Below are 17,251 nucleotides of genomic sequence, written 5' to 3' on the forward strand. Positions count from 1 at the left end.
TGCCTTGGAGCAGTATGCGACCGACCTCTACGAGTGAACTAATGCAAATACCGGCTGAAGAATCGCAACAGGCACTATCTGGCGAACCGAACTCCTCCGAGTTTCAAGACGAAAGCGGAGTCTTCGTTTTTCCAGCCAGCCTGGAGCAGATTCGTTATTGGACCCTAGACCAGTTGGACGGCACTTCGACCGCGTCCAACATGGCTATTGCGGCGCGCCTTGAAGGCGAAGTAAACGATCATATCGTCGAGCAGTCGATTCAAGCGATTGTCGAGCGCCACGAGGCTCTGCGCACCACTTTCCGCGTGGTTGACGGCCTCCTTAGCCAGATCATTTCAGAGGAAGCGCGATACAGTTTTGCTGTCACCGATCTGCGCTCTCTTCCTGAAGCGGATCGCGCCCAGGCGGCCGAAGCGGCCGTTGAAGAACACAGCCACGCTCGTGCGGATCTCGCCACCGGTCCGGCATTTTTCGTTCGCCTGATCCATCTCACGGATCGCTTGCACTTCCTCGCATTCACCATGCATCACATCGTTTGCGATGGCTGGTCGAACGGGATCCTGATTCGTGATTTCACCGATTTCTACGCGGCTTTTTCGCAGCATCGCGAGCCCGCACTGCCTGCGCTTCCCTTCCAGTTTGCCGACTTCACTGTCTGGCAGCAGAACTGGCTGGAGAGTGATGCAGCCAGGTCCGCGCTGGACTATTGGCGCACCCATATTCGTCGCGGAATGCCGGCTGTCGATCTGCCTACGGATCGCCCCCGCTTGCCGCAGAAGAGCTATCCGGGCCATATCGAATCCAGCCTGCTGCAACCGGCTCTGACCGAACGCCTCAAGGCTTATTGCCGTTCGCACGGGGCTACCATGCACCAGGTGCTCCTGGCTGCATTTGAAGCGCTCATCGCGCGCTACGCCAATCAGAGTGAGTTCCTGCTGGGTTCGACAATCGCCAACCGCACCCAGCCTGGGATGGAAAATGTCGTTGGCCGTTTTGCCAACCCGCAGGTGATTCTCGCGGATGTCAACGGAGACCCCAGCTACCGCACACTTGTCGATCGCGTAGTGGCATGGAGCACGGAATCCTACGCTCACCAGGATCTGCCTTTTTCCCGCTTGATGGAAGAGTTTCAGCTCGATCAGGCAGGCGCTACTTCGCAGTTCCTGCAGGTCTACTTTGTCTATCAAAAAGCTTTCATGCAACCCCAGGAAGCCCAGGGGCTGAGAGTTGTTCCTCGCCCATCGGTGAGCGGCGGCGTCAACTTTGATCTGCTGGTAAGCATCGTCGAGCGAGCAGAGGGTCCGCGTCTGCAGATGGAGTACAACACTGTACTCTTTCGCAAAGAGCGCATCGTCAGCCTTATTGAGATGTACATCCGCGTGCTCGAAGCCGTCATGGCAAACGACTCGGTGACCGTATCGCAACTGCCGCTGGTCGAACAGGCAGAGCAGCAGACGCTCAGTGCATCCAGTAATTCATCGGTCCCATCGCAATTCCCTGCCGTTTCCCTGGCCGAATGGATCGACCGCCAGATTGAAGCCCTCGGCGATGCGCAGGCCGTTCTAGCCGGTACGGAAAAGCTAAGTTGGAAAGAGCTTCACGCGCGCAGTCTATCAATCGCATCTTCTCTTCGTGAGCGCGCAATTGCGCCGGGGCAAACTGTCGCCGTGCGCCTTGAATCCGGCATCAACACTGCCGCGATCTGCCTGGCTCTTCTGCGTATTGGCGCGATCGTTCTACCGATTCCATCTGCGGCCAGTGCTCGCGAATGGGCCCAGATTCTCGCGTCGCAACAACCGGCACTCGCGCTGGCATCCTCGGTCTTCTCCTCCACAACCCCGGGCCTGACGGCGTATGAAGAACTTCTGACCTCCGCTGAGACGCCTCTTCCAGCACTGTTTCCGCAAGCATCAAGTACGGCATGGCTGGGGATCGAAGCATCTTCTGACGATTCAAGCAATACGTTCACCGCCATTCCGAGCTCTCATGCTGCTACTTTGCAGCATCTGCTTGCCGCTGCACGCGAGATCGGTCTTCGGCAGAATGACGTTGTACTGATCACGCCTGCGCAGTCCGCAACGGATGCATGGGTTGACCTGATGCTTCCGCTGGTCGCTGGTGCGACTGTTCTCTATCCAGAGGAGTATGTGCCGGAGCAGTTCCAGCAACTGCTCAACAAGTATCAGGTTGCATTCGCCTTTGCCTCTCCGTCAGACCTGCTTACCGCGCTGCATCATCTCTGGGCAGGCGACCGCAGATTGAGTATCGTGGTGCGCGGCGGACTCGTCAGCAATGGACTGGTAAAGCGTCTATCGGGAACGCCTTTGCGCCTCTCTTCTCTGATTTCGACTCCGCTCAACGCGGGTCCGCTGGCGGTTGCGCGAGTTTCAGTCGGCAGCGATGGAGTCGGAGACTTCACGTTCCATGCACTCGTAGGTCAGCAGCTCCTGGTCGTCGATGAAAATGGCGAGCGTGCGCCTTCCGGTGTCTATGGAGAACTGGCGATTGCAGGCGATTCAACCCTGCATTCAACGCCTATTCGAACCGGCTATCTTGCCCGCTTCTCCGCTGAAATTCCACCCAGGCCGGGGCGAACCGCCGGTATCGAGATCATCGACAAGGCTAGCCGCGTAGTTCGTTTACATGGGTATCGATTGCGTCTTGGAGAACTCGAAGATCTGGTATGGCAACATCCTTCCGTCTCCGATGTGCTCGCAGCTTTGTTGCCGGTAAATGATGCACCGACGCTGGTTGCTTACTTTCGTCCTTTCGAGTCGGGACCGGATGCAAGCCGTATCGTGCGCGAGCACTTCCGATCTATCGCTCCGGGACATGTCGCGGCCGCCGAAATCATCGCAGTCGATTCTTTCCCTCGCCGCGTCGACGGTTCAATCGACTTCTCTCTGCTTCCCGCACCTGGGTCGTCACAGTCCGCAGAAGAAGTAACCGAGGAATATGTAGCCGCTCGCGATGAGCTTGAGTCCAACCTGGTTTCGATCTGGGAAGAAGTGCTCGGAGTACAGCCGATCGGCATCCGAAGCCCGTTCTTCAAGCTCGGCGGATACTCACTCATGATCGTGCGCCTCTTCGCGCGCATTAACAAAGTGATGGGCACATCGCTGCCGATCACCACCATTTTCAATGCGCCAACAGTAGAACAACTGGCAGATATCATCCGTGGCCGCGCCTACTATTCTTCCCTCGTTCCAGTACAGACCAAGGGATCGCGTTCTCCATTCTTCATGATTCACTCTTACCTGCTTTATCAGGGCATCCCCAGGGTACTTGGCGAGGACTATCCCTTCTACGGTCTGCGTGAGTTGGATACAGACGCCGAGAACATGAGCGTCGAACAGCGTGCCGCCTCCTATCTCGACGCCATACGTTCGGTGCAGCCGCACGGCCCCTACTACATCGGAGGCTGGTGCGCGGCAGGTCCACTTGCAGTTGAAACTGCTCGCCAGATCACCGCCTCTGGCGAAGATGTCGGGATACTTGTCCTCTTTGACTCCTGGAGACCTGGCTATGCTGCAGAACTGGCCCGCGATCAGGCAGGCTCCCCTGAGATGAGCCTGCGCGCACGTCTTCGTCGCAAGTATCTCTTTCACAAGACTCGCTGGAACACGCTTTCATACGCCGGACGCATTCGCTATCTCACCGGAGTTATCGGCAGCAAGTCTGCCTCGGTACGCGATCGTTTTTATCTCAAGAACTGGGCCGTCGCAGAGTGGCTCTGCAAGCGTTTTGGATTGTCCCTGCCACACTTCATGCATAACGTCAGTCTTACTACGCTGAATTCGCTCAAGGAGTACAAAGGCATTGAACCCTACCCCGGCCTGTTGACCCTGATTCGCGCCAAGGAAGCACCTTACTTTCCTGGCGCACAGGAAGCCTGTGGATGGGATGCAATCGTGACAGGCGGGGTCAAAGTTCTATGGGCTCCCGGAGACCACGAATCGATGTTCCTGCCGCCGCACCTGCAAAAGGTGGGAACCTTATTGCACGAGAGCCTCACAGAAGCCTATGCGCAGCAGTCCTGAACCGGGGATGTGATGGAAGCGGGCATGGTTTTCAATTACCCGCTCCCATCCCCACTTCCGGGCTATATACCTTGTTGCGCGTCATGCCCCTGACTGCGCAGTTTAGGGTAACCCCTTGCAACTCTTGGGTAGTTGGCATTTCGTAGCGCATGCCCCAAGATGGAGATATGAAAATGTCATCCCCGAAGATCAACACACCGAATAACTTCGATTCGCTGCGTCTGATATTCGCCGTGCTGGTGATTTTCTCGCATAGTTTCCCAATGGTTCGCGGCTCGAACGCTACGGAGCCATTATCCCTGCTCACCAATGGACAGGTTAACTTCGGCAATATCAGTGTCTGGGCCTTCTTTGTAATCAGCGGCTTTTTGATCACGCAAAGCTGGCAGCGCTCGCCGAATGTCGTCAAGTTCCTCAAGCGCAGAATAGCGCGCATTTATCCGGCCTTTATCGTGACGGCTGTATTGAGCGCGTTTATCTTCGTTCCGCTTGTCGCGGATTCGGCTACCTATCATCACGTAAGCATCCAGAATTTTGTCTTCAATACATTGCGGCTGCGAATCTTCGACAGCCCGCCAATTTTTGTACACAATGCGTTGCCCAATGAACTCAACGGTTCCCTCTGGTCTGTGGCCTATGAGTTCTGGTGCTACCTCGGTGTGATGACGCTTGGTCTTGTCGGTCTGCTTCGTCGCCGTTCAGTGGTTGTGCTCCTGTTCGTTGCCGTGATCGGCTTGCATCTCTACATGAACATGACCGGCTGGGCTCCAAGTGGTTCTATCTTGGGACAAATTGTTGGCTACCCTCCATTCTGGGCAACCGTTCTGCCTTTCTATCTTGCCGGTACCCTCTTTCATCTTTTCGGCGGTCACACACTTTTGCGGCGGCCATGGATCATGCTCGCGGCGGTAGTGCTGATCGCTTCCAACTTTGTTCCGCATGGGCTCATTGTGACGATGCCCATCTGCGGATCCTACCTGCTGATGGCCCTCGCCTATCTGCCTCTTCTGCATCCTCTGAACCTGGGCAGATTCGGCGACTTCTCCTACGGAACTTATCTCTATGCTTTCCCCATCCAGCAGTTGCTGGTGCAGCGCGCGCATGGACAGATTTCGCCACTGCTGCTGTTTGCTGAGGCTGCGCCGATCACACTCATCGCGGGAGCGCTCTCATGGTTACTGGTGGAGCGGCACTTCCTCAAACGAAGCTCCGTGCTGAAGCATGAGGGGCTTTTGCCTGCGGCAAACACATCGCCACAAGCCACGGAGTCCTCGGTCGCATCCTCCAAAGACCTGCTCTCCAAAGCAACTACCGAGGATCCCATGAGCCGCACTGAAGGAGAGGCGTATGCCCAGCAATAGCCTCAATCAAGATCCGTTTTCAACCACCATGCGTACTATATCGAGGATGCATCTCGGGTATTTTTACGCGAATGCTTCTGCAAGGATGCTCTAAACATGAATCGCATCGAGCCCCTCCCCTCGACTTCAGCCAATCCACTGCCCACATCGTATCGCCGTGTCTTCCTCGTCCTGTCCCCTTCGACATTGGGCTATGCCACGTTCGCCCTTGAAAGCCTTTTTCGCAATTGCGCCGAGCCGATCCATCTGCACCTCATCACCGACTCCGTAGCAGACAAGGAAAAGTTGACTGAGGAACTCACTCTGCGTCAGAAGACCGCCGGGCATCTCTGGTCGGTATACGCAGAAGAAGAATTGGCGGAGCGGGAGGCATCGCTTTTCGGGCCGTATCCCAACCTGCGGCTCTTTCGTCATGGGCACCCATGCTGGCGCAAAATCACGGACCCCGTCCTGCTCAGCAACGACGGCGAAGAGATGGTGCTGCTCGATCCTGACCTCTACTTCCCCAACAAATTTTGCTTTGAACCAACGCCGGAAACAGGCGTCCTGCTGATGTGGCAAAAGCCTAGCTGCCTGGTGCCTGCAAAGGTTGTCAGCTCAGGAATGGAGCAGGGAATTCGCTTCGCGCATCACGTCGATATTGGCGTCGGTGGCTGGCGCGCTCCCGTCGATCTGGAATGGATGGACTGGCTGCTGGCCCGGCTTGATTGCACCAATCTCACTCGCGTCATGCACATTGAAGCAATCGTATGGGCCGCGCTTGCAATGCGCATCGGCGGCGGATACCTGAATCCCAATCTCTGGCACTGCTGGCACCGCAATCAGCCCAAGCGAATCCTGCGCAAGATGGGTGTGCCTGGTATCGAATTGCTGCGCGTTGAGGACTTCTCTGCCATCAAGTGCTTCCACGCAGGCGGCGAAGCAAAGTGGTGGCTGGCCGAGGCCAAGCAACGAGGCATGCTGGATCAGTCGAAAGACCTCACAGCAAACGGCGAGATTCTCCCCTATGAAGAACTGATGCCCGCCACGTACTATCGCGAACAACGCATGAAGACCACGCTTGCCAGACTGGGCTATTACACCGTCTTCCGAACCTGACTCATCCAAACCAGCTTTAGTCGCGGCTCAGACTTGGCGCACTCGATCTCATGCAAACTTCACTTCAATGCGTAATTGCGTCATTGCAAAATACACAGGGATGCAAGGCACACAGGAAAATGCTGGCATGAAGAAGTCTATTCTCCTCTCAATTGTGGCTCTATGTACAGGATTGTTTTGTACTTCCCTCACCTTTGAGAGCCTGTCCTCACTGGCAGCGCAAGAACCTCTGGCCGCAAAAAAGAAGTCCGACAACGCGCTCACTATTGAGCGTGTAAGCGCCGAGCCTGATTCCAACGAACAACCATCACTGCGCTGGAATAGCACCGGAACAGAGATCGCATGGATGCATCTCGTGCCCCCCGCTGCAAATGCCAGGGACAAGACACCGCAACGCGAGATCCTGGCCGCCAGGGGTAGTTCCACTGATCAGGATCATCCGCAAAGCAGGCCGATCGTGCTTGTATCTGCTGCGAAAGTTACATCTGCTATCTGCGGTAATTCCCCGCCCATCGCGCCAAAATTCAATGACGACGATAACAACACCAATCCATATATGCTCATTGACTTTGCCTGGTTTCCTGAATCGGAATCAGGTGGATCATCCACGGCTGCGCTGCTCCTGATTGGGACAAAGTCTCTCGCATGGCTTGATCCGGCATCCGGAAAATCCCGCACTCTCATCTCAGGAGATGAGCCGCTGTCCAACGCGACAATCGCACCCGATGGCCACTCCGTAATCTTCGTGCGCGATCATACGCTCTGGCAGGTCAGCGCCAACGGCAATGGCAATGGCAATGGCAATGGAGGGGACGCTCATCGCATCACTCCATCTCCGCACGCAGACATTCTTGAAGGAGAACCGGACTGGCCCTATCGCAATGAACTACAGATGTCTCGCGCCTATTGGTGGTCGCCTGACTCCTCACGTATTGCGTGGCTTGAAACCGATGATCGCGCCGTAGCGAAGTATTCCCTGCGCGCCAGCGACGGCTCATCACGCCAGATCACTTACCCCAAGCCCGGCGGTGAACTGCCAGCCGTGCGCATCTTCACCAAACTAACGAATGGCAGCGGGAGCAACCCCGTAGCCATCGACTTGATGCCTCAAAAACAACTCTCCGGAGAGTTCTATCTTCCTCGCATTACCTGGCTTCCCGATGGACGCCATCTTGCTATCGAACGCGTCGATCGCCGCCAGCGTGTTCTCGATCTCTTTCTCGCCGACGCTCTGACAGGAAAATCGCGTCTGATCTTTACTGAAAAGGACAGCTACTGGATCAATCTCTCAGATGACCTGCGCTTTCTCAAGGATGGCAAGCGCTTTCTCTGGACCAGCGAACGTTCTGGCTTTCGTCACATCTATCTCTATGACCTACAGGGCAAGCAACTCGCGCAACTGACCAATGGTAACTGGGAAGTAACTCGAATCGATGCCGTAGACGAAACTCAAGGCCGCATCTATTTCACCGCGACGAAAGATAGGCCGCTCGAACGCCATCTGTATAGCGTTGCATTGGATGGCGGAGACATCACCCGCATAAGCCACCGTCCCGGCACACATCAGGCTATCTTCGCCACGGATGGAACGCACTACGCCAATGTCTTTTCCAGCATCACGGAGCAGCCGACGCTCAGCATACGCAGCATTGGCGAGACCAATGCAGAGCACGCGGAAGCCGCATCCATTGAACTCGCAGACCAGGCTGCCCCGGCCGCATTGCAGCCCGTTGAATTTCTCAAGGTAAAGCTCCACATGGCTTCGGAGGTGAATGCATTCCTCATTCGACCACCGAACTTCGATGCCAGCAAGAAGTATCCAGTCATCGTCTACATGGCCGGGGGGCCACGGGAACAACTTGTGCGCAACGCATGGGGCGCTGGCGCAGGCGGCGCAACAGGCCTGTGGATGCAACTCATGGCACAGAAAGGCTTCGTGGTATTCGCGCTCGACAACCATGGAACCGCGGGCCAGGGACACTTCTTTGAAGAACCGATTCATCTTCGTCTGAGCGCACAGGAACTCGCCGACCAGAGAGATGGCGTGCTTTATCTCAAGAGCCTGCCCTATGTCGATTCAACGCGCATCGGTGCGTGCGGATGGGGATACGGTGGCTTCCTCGTGATCCATGCCATGCTCGATCGCCCGATTCTCTTTCATGCAGGCTTTGCCGGTGCTCCGATTACCGATTGGCACTTCTATGATGCCGTCTTTGGCGAACGTTATCTCGACAATCCCACAACGCATGCCGATGGCTGGGATGCATCGACCGCCCTCGAAAATGCCCGCTATTTGAACGCCAGATTACTCGTTGCCCAGGGCACGGACGACGAGTTCGTACACATGGAAAACCTGCTTACCCTCCAGGATGAATTGCTGGACGGAGGCAAAACCGCCGATACTCTACTGCTATCAGACAGGGGCCACATCCTCGATGATCAGCTCACAAGAAACGTAATTTTCACCCAGATGACGGATTTTTTCATAAGGAACATGTAAGTAATTCGGTCAATTTTCGGCAGTGGTATCAATACCATTCCGAACAGACTGGGCAACCTCTATATCCAGACTGAAATTTCCTGGGATTTAATGCCATTTTGGTCTTAAATGCCTGACTGCAACCTTAGCGCTATCGTGGGAATTCCGCTCACGATTTAGTATCAATCATGATAGTTTCAGGTTAAGGTTTACACCAGACACCGTACCCTATTGGCTATCTCTCCTACCTATGTAGGCCGAGAGATGGCGAATAGCGTCAAAGTATCACGCTCCTGTTGAGAAAGGTTCCTGTGCAATGTCAGTAGACCGGTTGTCGAAGTCGGAGAACAGACTCAGAATTGGGTTCGTGCACCGTTTCGACGCGCGCAGCGTACGCTCCTGGTCCGGGACTTTTCACTTCATGGCCAAGGCACTCCAGGCGCATGTAGGGGACGTCGTTTATCTCGGTCCGGATAAGTCGTTAGCGACCAAGTTCATCATTGACAATACGGCTCGGGCCAATCGCTTCTGGTTTCGGCTCACGCGCAAAGTTTTGATTACCGACCACAATCGCATCCTGTCCCATCGCCTGGCTCGTTTCTTCCTCGCGCGCATGGCAGCAGAACACTGCGACATTCTCTTCGCTCCAGCCGCTTCAGTCGAGATCGCATCTCTCAAGACATCCCTGCCCATCGTGTATTCCTCCGACACAACCTGGGCCGACGTAGTCAATTATTATCCTGAATTTTCTTCCCTCTCATCTCTGTCCAGGCATGAGGGCGAATGGATCGAAGCGGCTGCGATACGACGCGCCGACGCTATCGCCTATCCGTCGGAATGGGCAGCGCGTTCCGCTCGCGAACATTACAAGGCCGATCCGGCAAAGATCCATCGCTTGCCTTTCGGAGCCAATCTCGAAAGTGTTCCAAGCCGCGAGGCCGCACTCAGGCATCCGCTGAATGGCCGCATCCAACTCCTGATGATTGGAGTCGATTGGGAGCGCAAGGGCGGCGCAATCGCGCTAGAGTGCCTCAAAACGCTCCTCGACAATGGCGTCGATGCCCACCTCACCCTTTGCGGCTGCGTGCCGCCTCCGGGCTTTGAACATCCGCGCATGCACGTCATCCCATTCCTCAATAAGAATCAGCCTGAAGATCGGTTGAATATCTCCAGGCTTTTTCTCGATGCGCATTTTCTGCTGTTGCCCACACGCGCAGAGGCCATGGGCATTGTGACCTGCGAGGCCAGCGCTCATGGACTGCCCGCCCTGGTTACCGACACGGGCGGAACGCGGGGCGCTCTTAATCCCGGCATCAATGGATTCCTTTTACCTCTGGATGCGCGCGGCGATGCCTACGCAGAGAAGATTCTCGACATCGTTGCAACTCCTACGCGATACGCAGCCCTGGTCGCCTCCAGCAGGGACGAGTTTGAGCGATCCTTGAATTGGGATACATGGGGACGTTCCATGCACTCGCTGATGGAGCAAATCCTGAATCGCAAAATTGAGCGTCCTGAATTTTCAGAGAGTGTTTCCGCTATCGCGCTCGACGAACCGGACAGCGACGAGAGCATCTCCACCCTCACCGTAGCTCATACCTGATTCTCTCAATGCAAATGCCATCCCATTCCTCTACCGTGCGGGCCGAATGCAGAGCGACAGCATGAAAAGATGAGTTGATCTGCGATTTGTGACCATGCCAGCGACGATCAATCTGGCCTATAGCGCCTTCTTCAGCCGCAAATAATGGGGAGAAACAGCAAGACGATGCCTGCAAATTCACACCATATCGAGAACAATTCCGAGAGTAATTCCGAGAATGGGCTTTTGCGCATTTGCATCGTGGCCGAAAATGCATCCTTTCGCTTCGGCGGAGAAGCATCGCTGCCCCTGCATTACTTTTCGCGCCTGCGTGCCCGCGGCATCGAAGCGTGGCTCATCATTCACGGCCGCACACGCCCTGAACTCGAAGCGCTGTTTCCGAACGAACAAGACCGCATCCAGTACATTTCCGATAAGTGGTTCCATAAGCTGATCTGGAATCTGAGCCGCCCTTTGCCTCGCCGCGTCTCTGAAGCGACCTTTGGAACTCTGATGGTACTCATCAATCAACTCATCCAGCGCAGCATGGTGCGGCAGTTGATTCGGGATAAGGGAATCGATGTCGTTCATCAGCCGATTCCGGTATCGCCCAAGGCCCCATCGTTCATCTCCGGCCTTGGCGTTCCCGTCATCATTGGCCCCATGAACGGCGGCATGGACTATCCTGCGGCCTTTCGAGGCGCAGAGTCGCTCTTCACACGCCTCACAGTTGCACTCGGCAGAAGCAGTGCCAACCTGGTCAACAGCATCATTCCCGGCAAAAAGAATGCTGGCATCCTGCTGGTAGCCAACGAACGAACCCGTATCGCGCTGCCCACCTGCGTCAAGGGCAAAGTCATTGAGATTCCAGAGAACGGTGTCGACCTCAGCATCTGGAAGCCGCCTGTTTCTTCCGTAACAACCACAACACCATCTCGTTTTCTTTTCGTTGGCCGCCTCGTGGACTGGAAGCGCCTGGACTTCGTCCTGCAAGCTTTGGCGCAAATTCCTGGAGCCCAGCTTGAGGTCATCGGTGATGGTGTGATGCGCCCAGCCTGGACAGCCCTGGCGCAATCCCTCGGCATCGCAGACCGCGTCCGCTTCCTCGGCTGGCTGCCTCAGCCCGAATGCGCACAGCTTTTGCATGGCACGACAGCCCTGCTGTTGCCCAGCATCTACGAGTGCGGAGGGGCGGTCGTTCTCGAAGCGATGGCCACTGCCACACCCGTCGTCGCTACTGCCTGGGGCGGCCCGGCCGACTACATCAATGCAAGCTGCGGAATCCTCGTCAACCCATCCAACCCGGCAGTGATTACCCAGGGATTCGTTGATGCGATGCGCAAACTGATTGCCGATCCGGATCTTCGAACACAACTGGGCAACGCAGGCCGACAACGCGTGCAGGATCACTTCGACTGGAACCGCAAGATTGATCGAATCCTCGAGATTTATCAGCAGGCTATCCATGAGCATCGTCCCTAAGATCCACTGGAAGAACATCACGGCCGTCCTACGCCTGCCCGTCCTTCACCTACCTGTCCTCGGCCTGCTTGTCTGCCTGCCTGCAATTGTGCCTGCTCGAACACCTGCCCAGACACCTGCGCGCAGCCCACAGCCCGCTCAAACAGTTCCTCCGGCAGGCGTCACCAACATTGCCATTGGGACGAAAGTGATTCGTACCGATGTAAAGCGCATGGGCATGAATCTGAGCGGTCAGTCCTTTTACGACTCAGCTCAAATGCTGCGCAACATCACCTTTCGCAACCCCGGCTTTGAAGGCCAGATTTGGCAAACCGTTCTGCAATGCAAGTTCATCAAAGGCGACTCCTGCGCCGACACAGACGAGTGGAGTGGATGGCCGGAGAATTTTGCCAAGGGCGGCACCTTTGAATTTTTCTACGGCGCAGCCAAAGGAGAAAGCGGCATCGTAGCCGCCAGCTCCGTAGCTGCTAGTTCCGCGCACCAGGGAGTATGGGTTAACTTTGGCAAGCTCGCCGTCGCTCCCAAGGTCGGTGATTTCTACATTCTGCGCATGAAGATTCCCGGTACAGCCGATGCGGGATGGCGCTCCGCAACACATGGTGGTGCAACCATGAGTACGGAATTTCACGATCTCCCGCCAAACTCACCAGGCAAGCAGGCCCTGCGCCTGAGCGCCTCCGGGGCGGGACAGTCTATCGCCATGACCTCCGATGTCGATACCTGGGGTGGCCGCTCGTTTCTCCAGCTCAAGGGTGTCTACACGCTCAACTTCCGCGCCAAGGCCCTCGGCGGCTCAGCCGCGATCAATGCCGCCGTCACCCGGCTCACCCAGCAGCACGGAAATATTTCTTATCTCGCCCGCGATATCGAACTTACCAACGCCTGGAAGAACTACAGCTATACCTTCAGCGCCAACGAAGACGGTACGTTCATCGGTCCAATTCTCGTCTCGCTTGAGATTCGCAATGCCTCGGCCCTGCTCGATGATTTCTCTCTAACCGAGTCCGCTGCGCCCGATAACCCAACGGCTTTTCGCAACGCGGTAGTCAGCCGCCTGCGCCAGTTGCATCCAGGCGTGCTGCGCTATATGGATAACGGCACGGACTTCGGCAGCACCATCGACAATCTCATCGCGCCGCCCTTTGCCCGCGAACGGTCCGGCTTCAGTGAAGGCGACAAACTCCAGTTGGAGATTCCCATTGGTCTGCATGAGTTTCTTGTCCTCTGCCACGCAATCGGTGCGGACCCGTGGTTCGTCATGCCCGTGGGCACATCTCCGGTAGAGATGAAGCACCTGATCGAGTATCTATCCGGCCCAGCCACCAGTCCCTATGGAGGCAAACGCGCGGCCCTTGGCCAGTCCGCCCCGTGGAGCAGCGTCTTCTCGACGATCCATCTCGAATTGGGCAATGAAACCTGGAACTCCAGCTTCGCGGGCGAAGTAGTCGCCGACCCGTTGGCATATGCCACTCTGACATCCAACATCTTCGCAGCGGCAAAGACGTCTCCCCTCTACAACGCAGCAAAGTATGACCTGATCATGGATGGCTGGAATGGTGTGCCATGGTGGAACGAACAGGAACTCTCCATCAAACCCCATGCTGACACCATCGATATTGCGCCCTATACCTTCAACCCGTTCAACGACGCCTCCAGCACTGAGGCTATCTTCGGCCCTATGTTCGCCGAACCGGAATCCCTTGATAGCCGCCCGACTGGTATCGTAGCCCAGCAGGCCAAAGTCGCAGCCAAAGGTGGCGTTAAACTGGCCGTGTACGAGGTCAATCTAGGCACGACCCTGGGCCAGGTCAACCAGCAGGCGGTGGACTCATCCGTCCCGTCTCTCGGAGCAGCTCTCTCGGTGGCTGATCACATGCTGCTCATGCTTCGCGATGATGGCATAACCAACCAGGCACTCTTTTCTCTTCCTGAATACCTCAATGGATTTAGCGATCCCGACCATCCCGGCCACAACGGCACGGTCAAGCTCTGGGGCTCCGTCGTCGACATGGGCGGCCAGACCAACCGCGTACGTCCCACCTTTGAAGCGGAAGAACTCATCAACACCGCCATCGCCGACAAGATGATCGAAACCATCCATTCAGGAGCAAATCCCACATGGGATCAGCCGGAGAGCCGCAACGCCAAAATCAAACTAACCGGCGCGCACTACCTGCAAACCTTTGCCTTTACCAATGGCACGCATTGCAGCCTGGTGGTCTTCAATCTCAGTCGGAATGCCACGCTTCCCGTGACCTTTTCCGGGCCGGTGGCTCCTCGCGGAGCGGTAAAGGTAAGCCGCCTGACCTCGCCGCACATCACCGATAGCAACGAATACACACTGACCGTCGCCACAGCCCACAAATCGGAACCCAACTTCGACCCGGCGAAGAGCTACGAACTGCCGCCCTACTCCATGACTGTGCTGGAATGGAACGTTACCGGCGTACATTTCTAATTTTAAAACCGGTAGCGGGATCGAGTTCTGCCATTCTAATCTCCGGCATCTCGACTCCTTCGCAGCAGATCGATGCCGAGAAGATCGACGCCGAGAAGCCCGCAGGCACAGTCACATCGGATACCATCCAGTTCGCATCGTCGGACAAATCTCGCACACGCTCTCCGCCCGTCTGCATCTCCGGTGAGACGGATACAGTGACCTGCTGCAGGCTGCGATAAAGCCCCAGCCCTATCGCCTTCAGATAAGACTCCTTGCGCGTCCACAAGCGATAAAACGCCAGTTCCTGCGCGCCTGTTTCAACTTCAAGCCAACGATCAAACTCCTCCATCGACATCACGCTGCGCGCCATAGCCTCCAGATCCGCCATTGGACGCAATCGCTCGATGTCCACTCCGAGTTCCCAGTCCAATGTCACGCCAATCAAAGCCGCTCCTGCCGTGTGACTAAGATTGAACCGCACATCTGGCTTATCGCCTGCGATCAGGAGGTGCGGCTTTGCCCCGGCATCTCGACCGTCGTCAAAGATTACATCCGCAGGTGCAATGCCAAGACACTCTCCCAGAACCACACGCAACGCAGCATGAGAGGTTATGTATTCGCGGCGATGCTGTTCCGCCCGAAAGATATCGGCCTTCGCGCGTTCCATAACGGACAGCCACTCCCGCCATCGCGCAAGCTGAGATTCATCCGCCTTCACATCCAGTCGGATCAGCCAGGCGTGTACTGTATCGGGAGCAAGCATCTCTAAGAGGACACTCTAGCAGGAAGCGCTTCTCGATGTGGAGCAGTGGTGGTGTTTTAAATCTACGTTGAGTGGTTTGGCGCTTACTGTTTTGTGGTCCTTGGATTCAGACTTTGCTCGGTGCGCGTACTCTCACGATGAACTTTCGCTGCTCAAAAAAATTGAGTACCCATACGGAACTCAGGTCTACATCGTCATGCTTCTGGTGCCAGTACAAACAAATGTCGAGTTCGCAATGATAAAAAGTTCCGGAATCCCAAAAATTATCTGGAACTGGATATGTGAGAACCTCTACTTCTATTCTCTCTTCTTCAAGCCCATGTTCGACATTGTGATAATAAGAGAGGCCACGGATAATTTTCTTAATGATCCGAATCACCCGTGCATCTCTGCCGGGGTAAATCAGATTGCGATCTCGCCCCTCGAATACCACCGGAACCAATTGCTTGGCTATATCCCGCCTACGCCGTTCTCCATCCGGTTGGTAGAAACTCGGTCTTGCTTTTGTTTTCCAGAGCTCTCGGACCACATCATTTGGCTCTCCGGCAAGTAAGAGAACCGTTCGAAAATGCGCTTCATCGTCCGACCATCCTCGATTACAGGATGCGCACTCCCATACCGTAATTCGTTGAACACGCGATGTTTTCTTCGACGCAGGATATAGACACCTTGGAATCACATGCCCGCGTTCCAGGGTAGTGCCTTCAAAACCGCAATAAACGCATTTTTGTGTTCTCTTTGGCATTAGTTTGCAGAATAGACAAGCCAATTATCTACTTTTTTACCAACGCACTTTTAAGACACCACCCGTAGCAGATATAGCTACTCCTAGAAAAGCGGATAGCGATTGTTGAATCGCTATCCGCATCTGTTGAACGCAAGCCTGCGCCGCAGATTAATTCGACGTGTAAGTCCAGGTCAGAACATTCTGAGTAGAGACCGATCCGCCCGTTGCGCCGGTAAACCCGACGTATGCGTTTGTCCCTCCCACGACTGAGGGTATATTCACTACCCAACTCGTGGTGTAAGTCTTCAGCGTTGTCTTGTCCGTGAGAGTCATCGTCAATGTTGTGCCGTCATAGACGAAATGTGCCGCCATAACGTGCCCGCTTCGCAAGGTGATTCCCGTCGAACTCAGATCTACAAATGGCGTCGTCGGAACTGCGCCGTTCAGGTAAAGACCCGTTGAATCTGTACCTTCACCAGCATTGCTGTAAATATCAAACTTCACAGCAACGCTTTTAGCAATGCCTCCATATCCCAGCGAAGCACCGTTTCCGCCCAATGCGTTGACGTTCTGTGCGGCATTTTGAATCGCAAAGGTCATGCCGTCTCCAACAGCATTGACCTGCTGAAAGGTAAAGTCTGTCGTGAAAGCAGTGATGTTCATGGGAGTCTTGTACCAGACACTACCTGCCTGTGCAGCCACCCCACTAGTCAGACTGACGGCACTCCCGGTCAGCTTTGCGTTTCCGTTAGTCATCACGTTGCTGGATGACGAAATGCCCGATGGCAGGCTGATCGTTGTAGTCGGCAAATGGATCGTATATGCCGACGTAACAACAGCACTCGATAGATAGCCGGTCGCCGAGACAATGGCCTGCATACTCTCCGTCGAGTTCACCGTGAGCGGCCCAGTATAGATAACCGGAGTGGCTCCATTGATTGCGTAGTAGATTACGGCTCCAGGAGTACTGTCCTTGATCGTTACTGTCTGCGCACTCGTGTAAGTTCCCGCAGCGGGTGAAAACGTTGGGGCCGCGGCCGTTGGGGTGATGTTGATGGTGAAGGCAGCCGTTGCCACCGAACTCGTCACCACAGTTGCTGATGTAGAGATTGCTTTCGCACTTGCAGCCGCTGTCAAAACAGCAATCGCCTTCAGGGTTGCAGTCGAATTTACCTTAACAGGAGCCGTATACCTGGTAGATGCGGTGTTTGGTGTTGTGCCGTTTGTTGTGTAGTAGATTACGGCTCCTGCTGTGGTGTCGCTGATGGTTACGGTCTGA

At 55.5% G+C, this 17,251-nt stretch carries 10 protein-coding genes; 7 read left to right on the forward strand and 3 right to left on the reverse strand.

Annotation, left to right across the window (positions count from 1 at the left end; genetic code table 11):
• The first annotated feature begins 14 nt into the window (after positions 1-14).
• The 7 genes from OHL19_RS22465 to OHL19_RS22495 all read left to right on the forward strand — a co-directional run bounded on the left by OHL19_RS22465 (position 15) and on the right by OHL19_RS22495 (position 14,500).
• A complete protein-coding gene (locus OHL19_RS22465; protein ID WP_263360083.1) occupies positions 15-4,040 on the forward strand; it encodes a condensation domain-containing protein in 4,026 nt (1,341 codons plus the stop codon).
• 173 nt (positions 4,041-4,213) lie between these two features.
• The gene (locus OHL19_RS22470) at positions 4,214-5,401 is read left to right on the forward strand and encodes an acyltransferase family protein (RefSeq protein ID WP_263360084.1); all 1,188 of its coding nucleotides are present in this window, start codon (positions 4,214-4,216) and stop codon (positions 5,399-5,401) included.
• Positions 5,402-5,497: 96 nt separating this feature from the next.
• Positions 5,498-6,499 (forward strand): hypothetical protein, encoded by a 1,002-nt coding sequence (locus tag OHL19_RS22475; protein WP_263360085.1) that lies wholly within the window; start codon positions 5,498-5,500, stop codon positions 6,497-6,499.
• 127 nt (positions 6,500-6,626) lie between these two features.
• Positions 6,627-8,999, forward strand: coding sequence for a S9 family peptidase (locus tag OHL19_RS22480; RefSeq protein ID WP_263360086.1), 2,373 nt, complete (start codon positions 6,627-6,629; stop codon positions 8,997-8,999).
• 346 nt (positions 9,000-9,345) lie between these two features.
• Positions 9,346-10,581: a glycosyltransferase family 4 protein gene (locus tag OHL19_RS22485; RefSeq protein WP_263360087.1), complete on the forward strand. Its 1,236-nt coding sequence runs from the start codon at positions 9,346-9,348 to the stop codon at positions 10,579-10,581.
• 165 nt (positions 10,582-10,746) lie between these two features.
• On the forward strand, positions 10,747-12,042 hold the full coding sequence (locus OHL19_RS22490; protein ID WP_263360088.1) for a glycosyltransferase family 4 protein: 1,296 nt from the start codon (positions 10,747-10,749) through the stop codon (positions 12,040-12,042).
• On the forward strand, positions 12,026-14,500 hold the full coding sequence (locus tag OHL19_RS22495) for a hypothetical protein (RefSeq protein WP_263360089.1): 2,475 nt from the start codon (positions 12,026-12,028) through the stop codon (positions 14,498-14,500). Before OHL19_RS22490 ends, OHL19_RS22495 begins: the two co-directional genes overlap by 17 nt.
• Here the strand turns inward: OHL19_RS22495 and OHL19_RS22500 are convergent.
• From OHL19_RS22500 to OHL19_RS22510, 3 genes are all read right to left on the reverse strand, one after another.
• Positions 14,481-15,245 (reverse strand): 4'-phosphopantetheinyl transferase family protein, encoded by a 765-nt coding sequence (locus tag OHL19_RS22500; protein ID WP_263360090.1) that lies wholly within the window; start codon positions 15,243-15,245, stop codon positions 14,481-14,483. The two genes, OHL19_RS22495 and OHL19_RS22500, sit on opposite strands and share 20 nt — an antisense overlap.
• Positions 15,246-15,351: 106 nt before the next feature.
• On the reverse strand, positions 15,352-15,774 hold the full coding sequence (locus tag OHL19_RS22505) for a hypothetical protein (RefSeq protein WP_263360091.1): 423 nt from the start codon (positions 15,772-15,774) through the stop codon (positions 15,352-15,354).
• A 366-nt stretch (positions 15,775-16,140) separates the two neighbouring features.
• Positions 16,141-17,251 (reverse strand): chitobiase/beta-hexosaminidase C-terminal domain-containing protein (locus OHL19_RS22510; protein WP_263360092.1); only part of this gene is annotated, 1,111 nt, incomplete at its 5' end.

The sequence above is a fragment of the Acidicapsa ligni genome, from assembly GCF_025685655.1.
GTDB classification, from domain to species: Bacteria; Acidobacteriota; Terriglobia; order Terriglobales; family Acidobacteriaceae; genus Acidicapsa; species Acidicapsa ligni.

What these genes read in the sequence shown, in the direction of transcription:
- OHL19_RS22465 (WP_263360083.1), top strand. Translation starts at nt 15, where the DNA reads ATGCGACCGACCTCTACGAGTGAACTAATGCAAATACCGGCTGAAGAA.
- OHL19_RS22470 (WP_263360084.1), top strand. Translation starts at nt 4,214, where the DNA reads ATGTCATCCCCGAAGATCAACACACCGAATAACTTCGATTCGCTGCGT.
- OHL19_RS22475 (WP_263360085.1), top strand. Translation starts at nt 5,498, where the DNA reads ATGAATCGCATCGAGCCCCTCCCCTCGACTTCAGCCAATCCACTGCCC.
- OHL19_RS22480 (WP_263360086.1), top strand. Translation starts at nt 6,627, where the DNA reads ATGAAGAAGTCTATTCTCCTCTCAATTGTGGCTCTATGTACAGGATTG.
- OHL19_RS22490 (WP_263360088.1), top strand. Translation starts at nt 10,747, where the DNA reads ATGCCTGCAAATTCACACCATATCGAGAACAATTCCGAGAGTAATTCC.
- OHL19_RS22495 (WP_263360089.1), top strand. Translation starts at nt 12,026, where the DNA reads ATGAGCATCGTCCCTAAGATCCACTGGAAGAACATCACGGCCGTCCTA.
- OHL19_RS22500 (WP_263360090.1), bottom strand. Translation starts at nt 15,245, where the DNA reads ATGCTTGCTCCCGATACAGTACACGCCTGGCTGATCCGACTGGATGTG.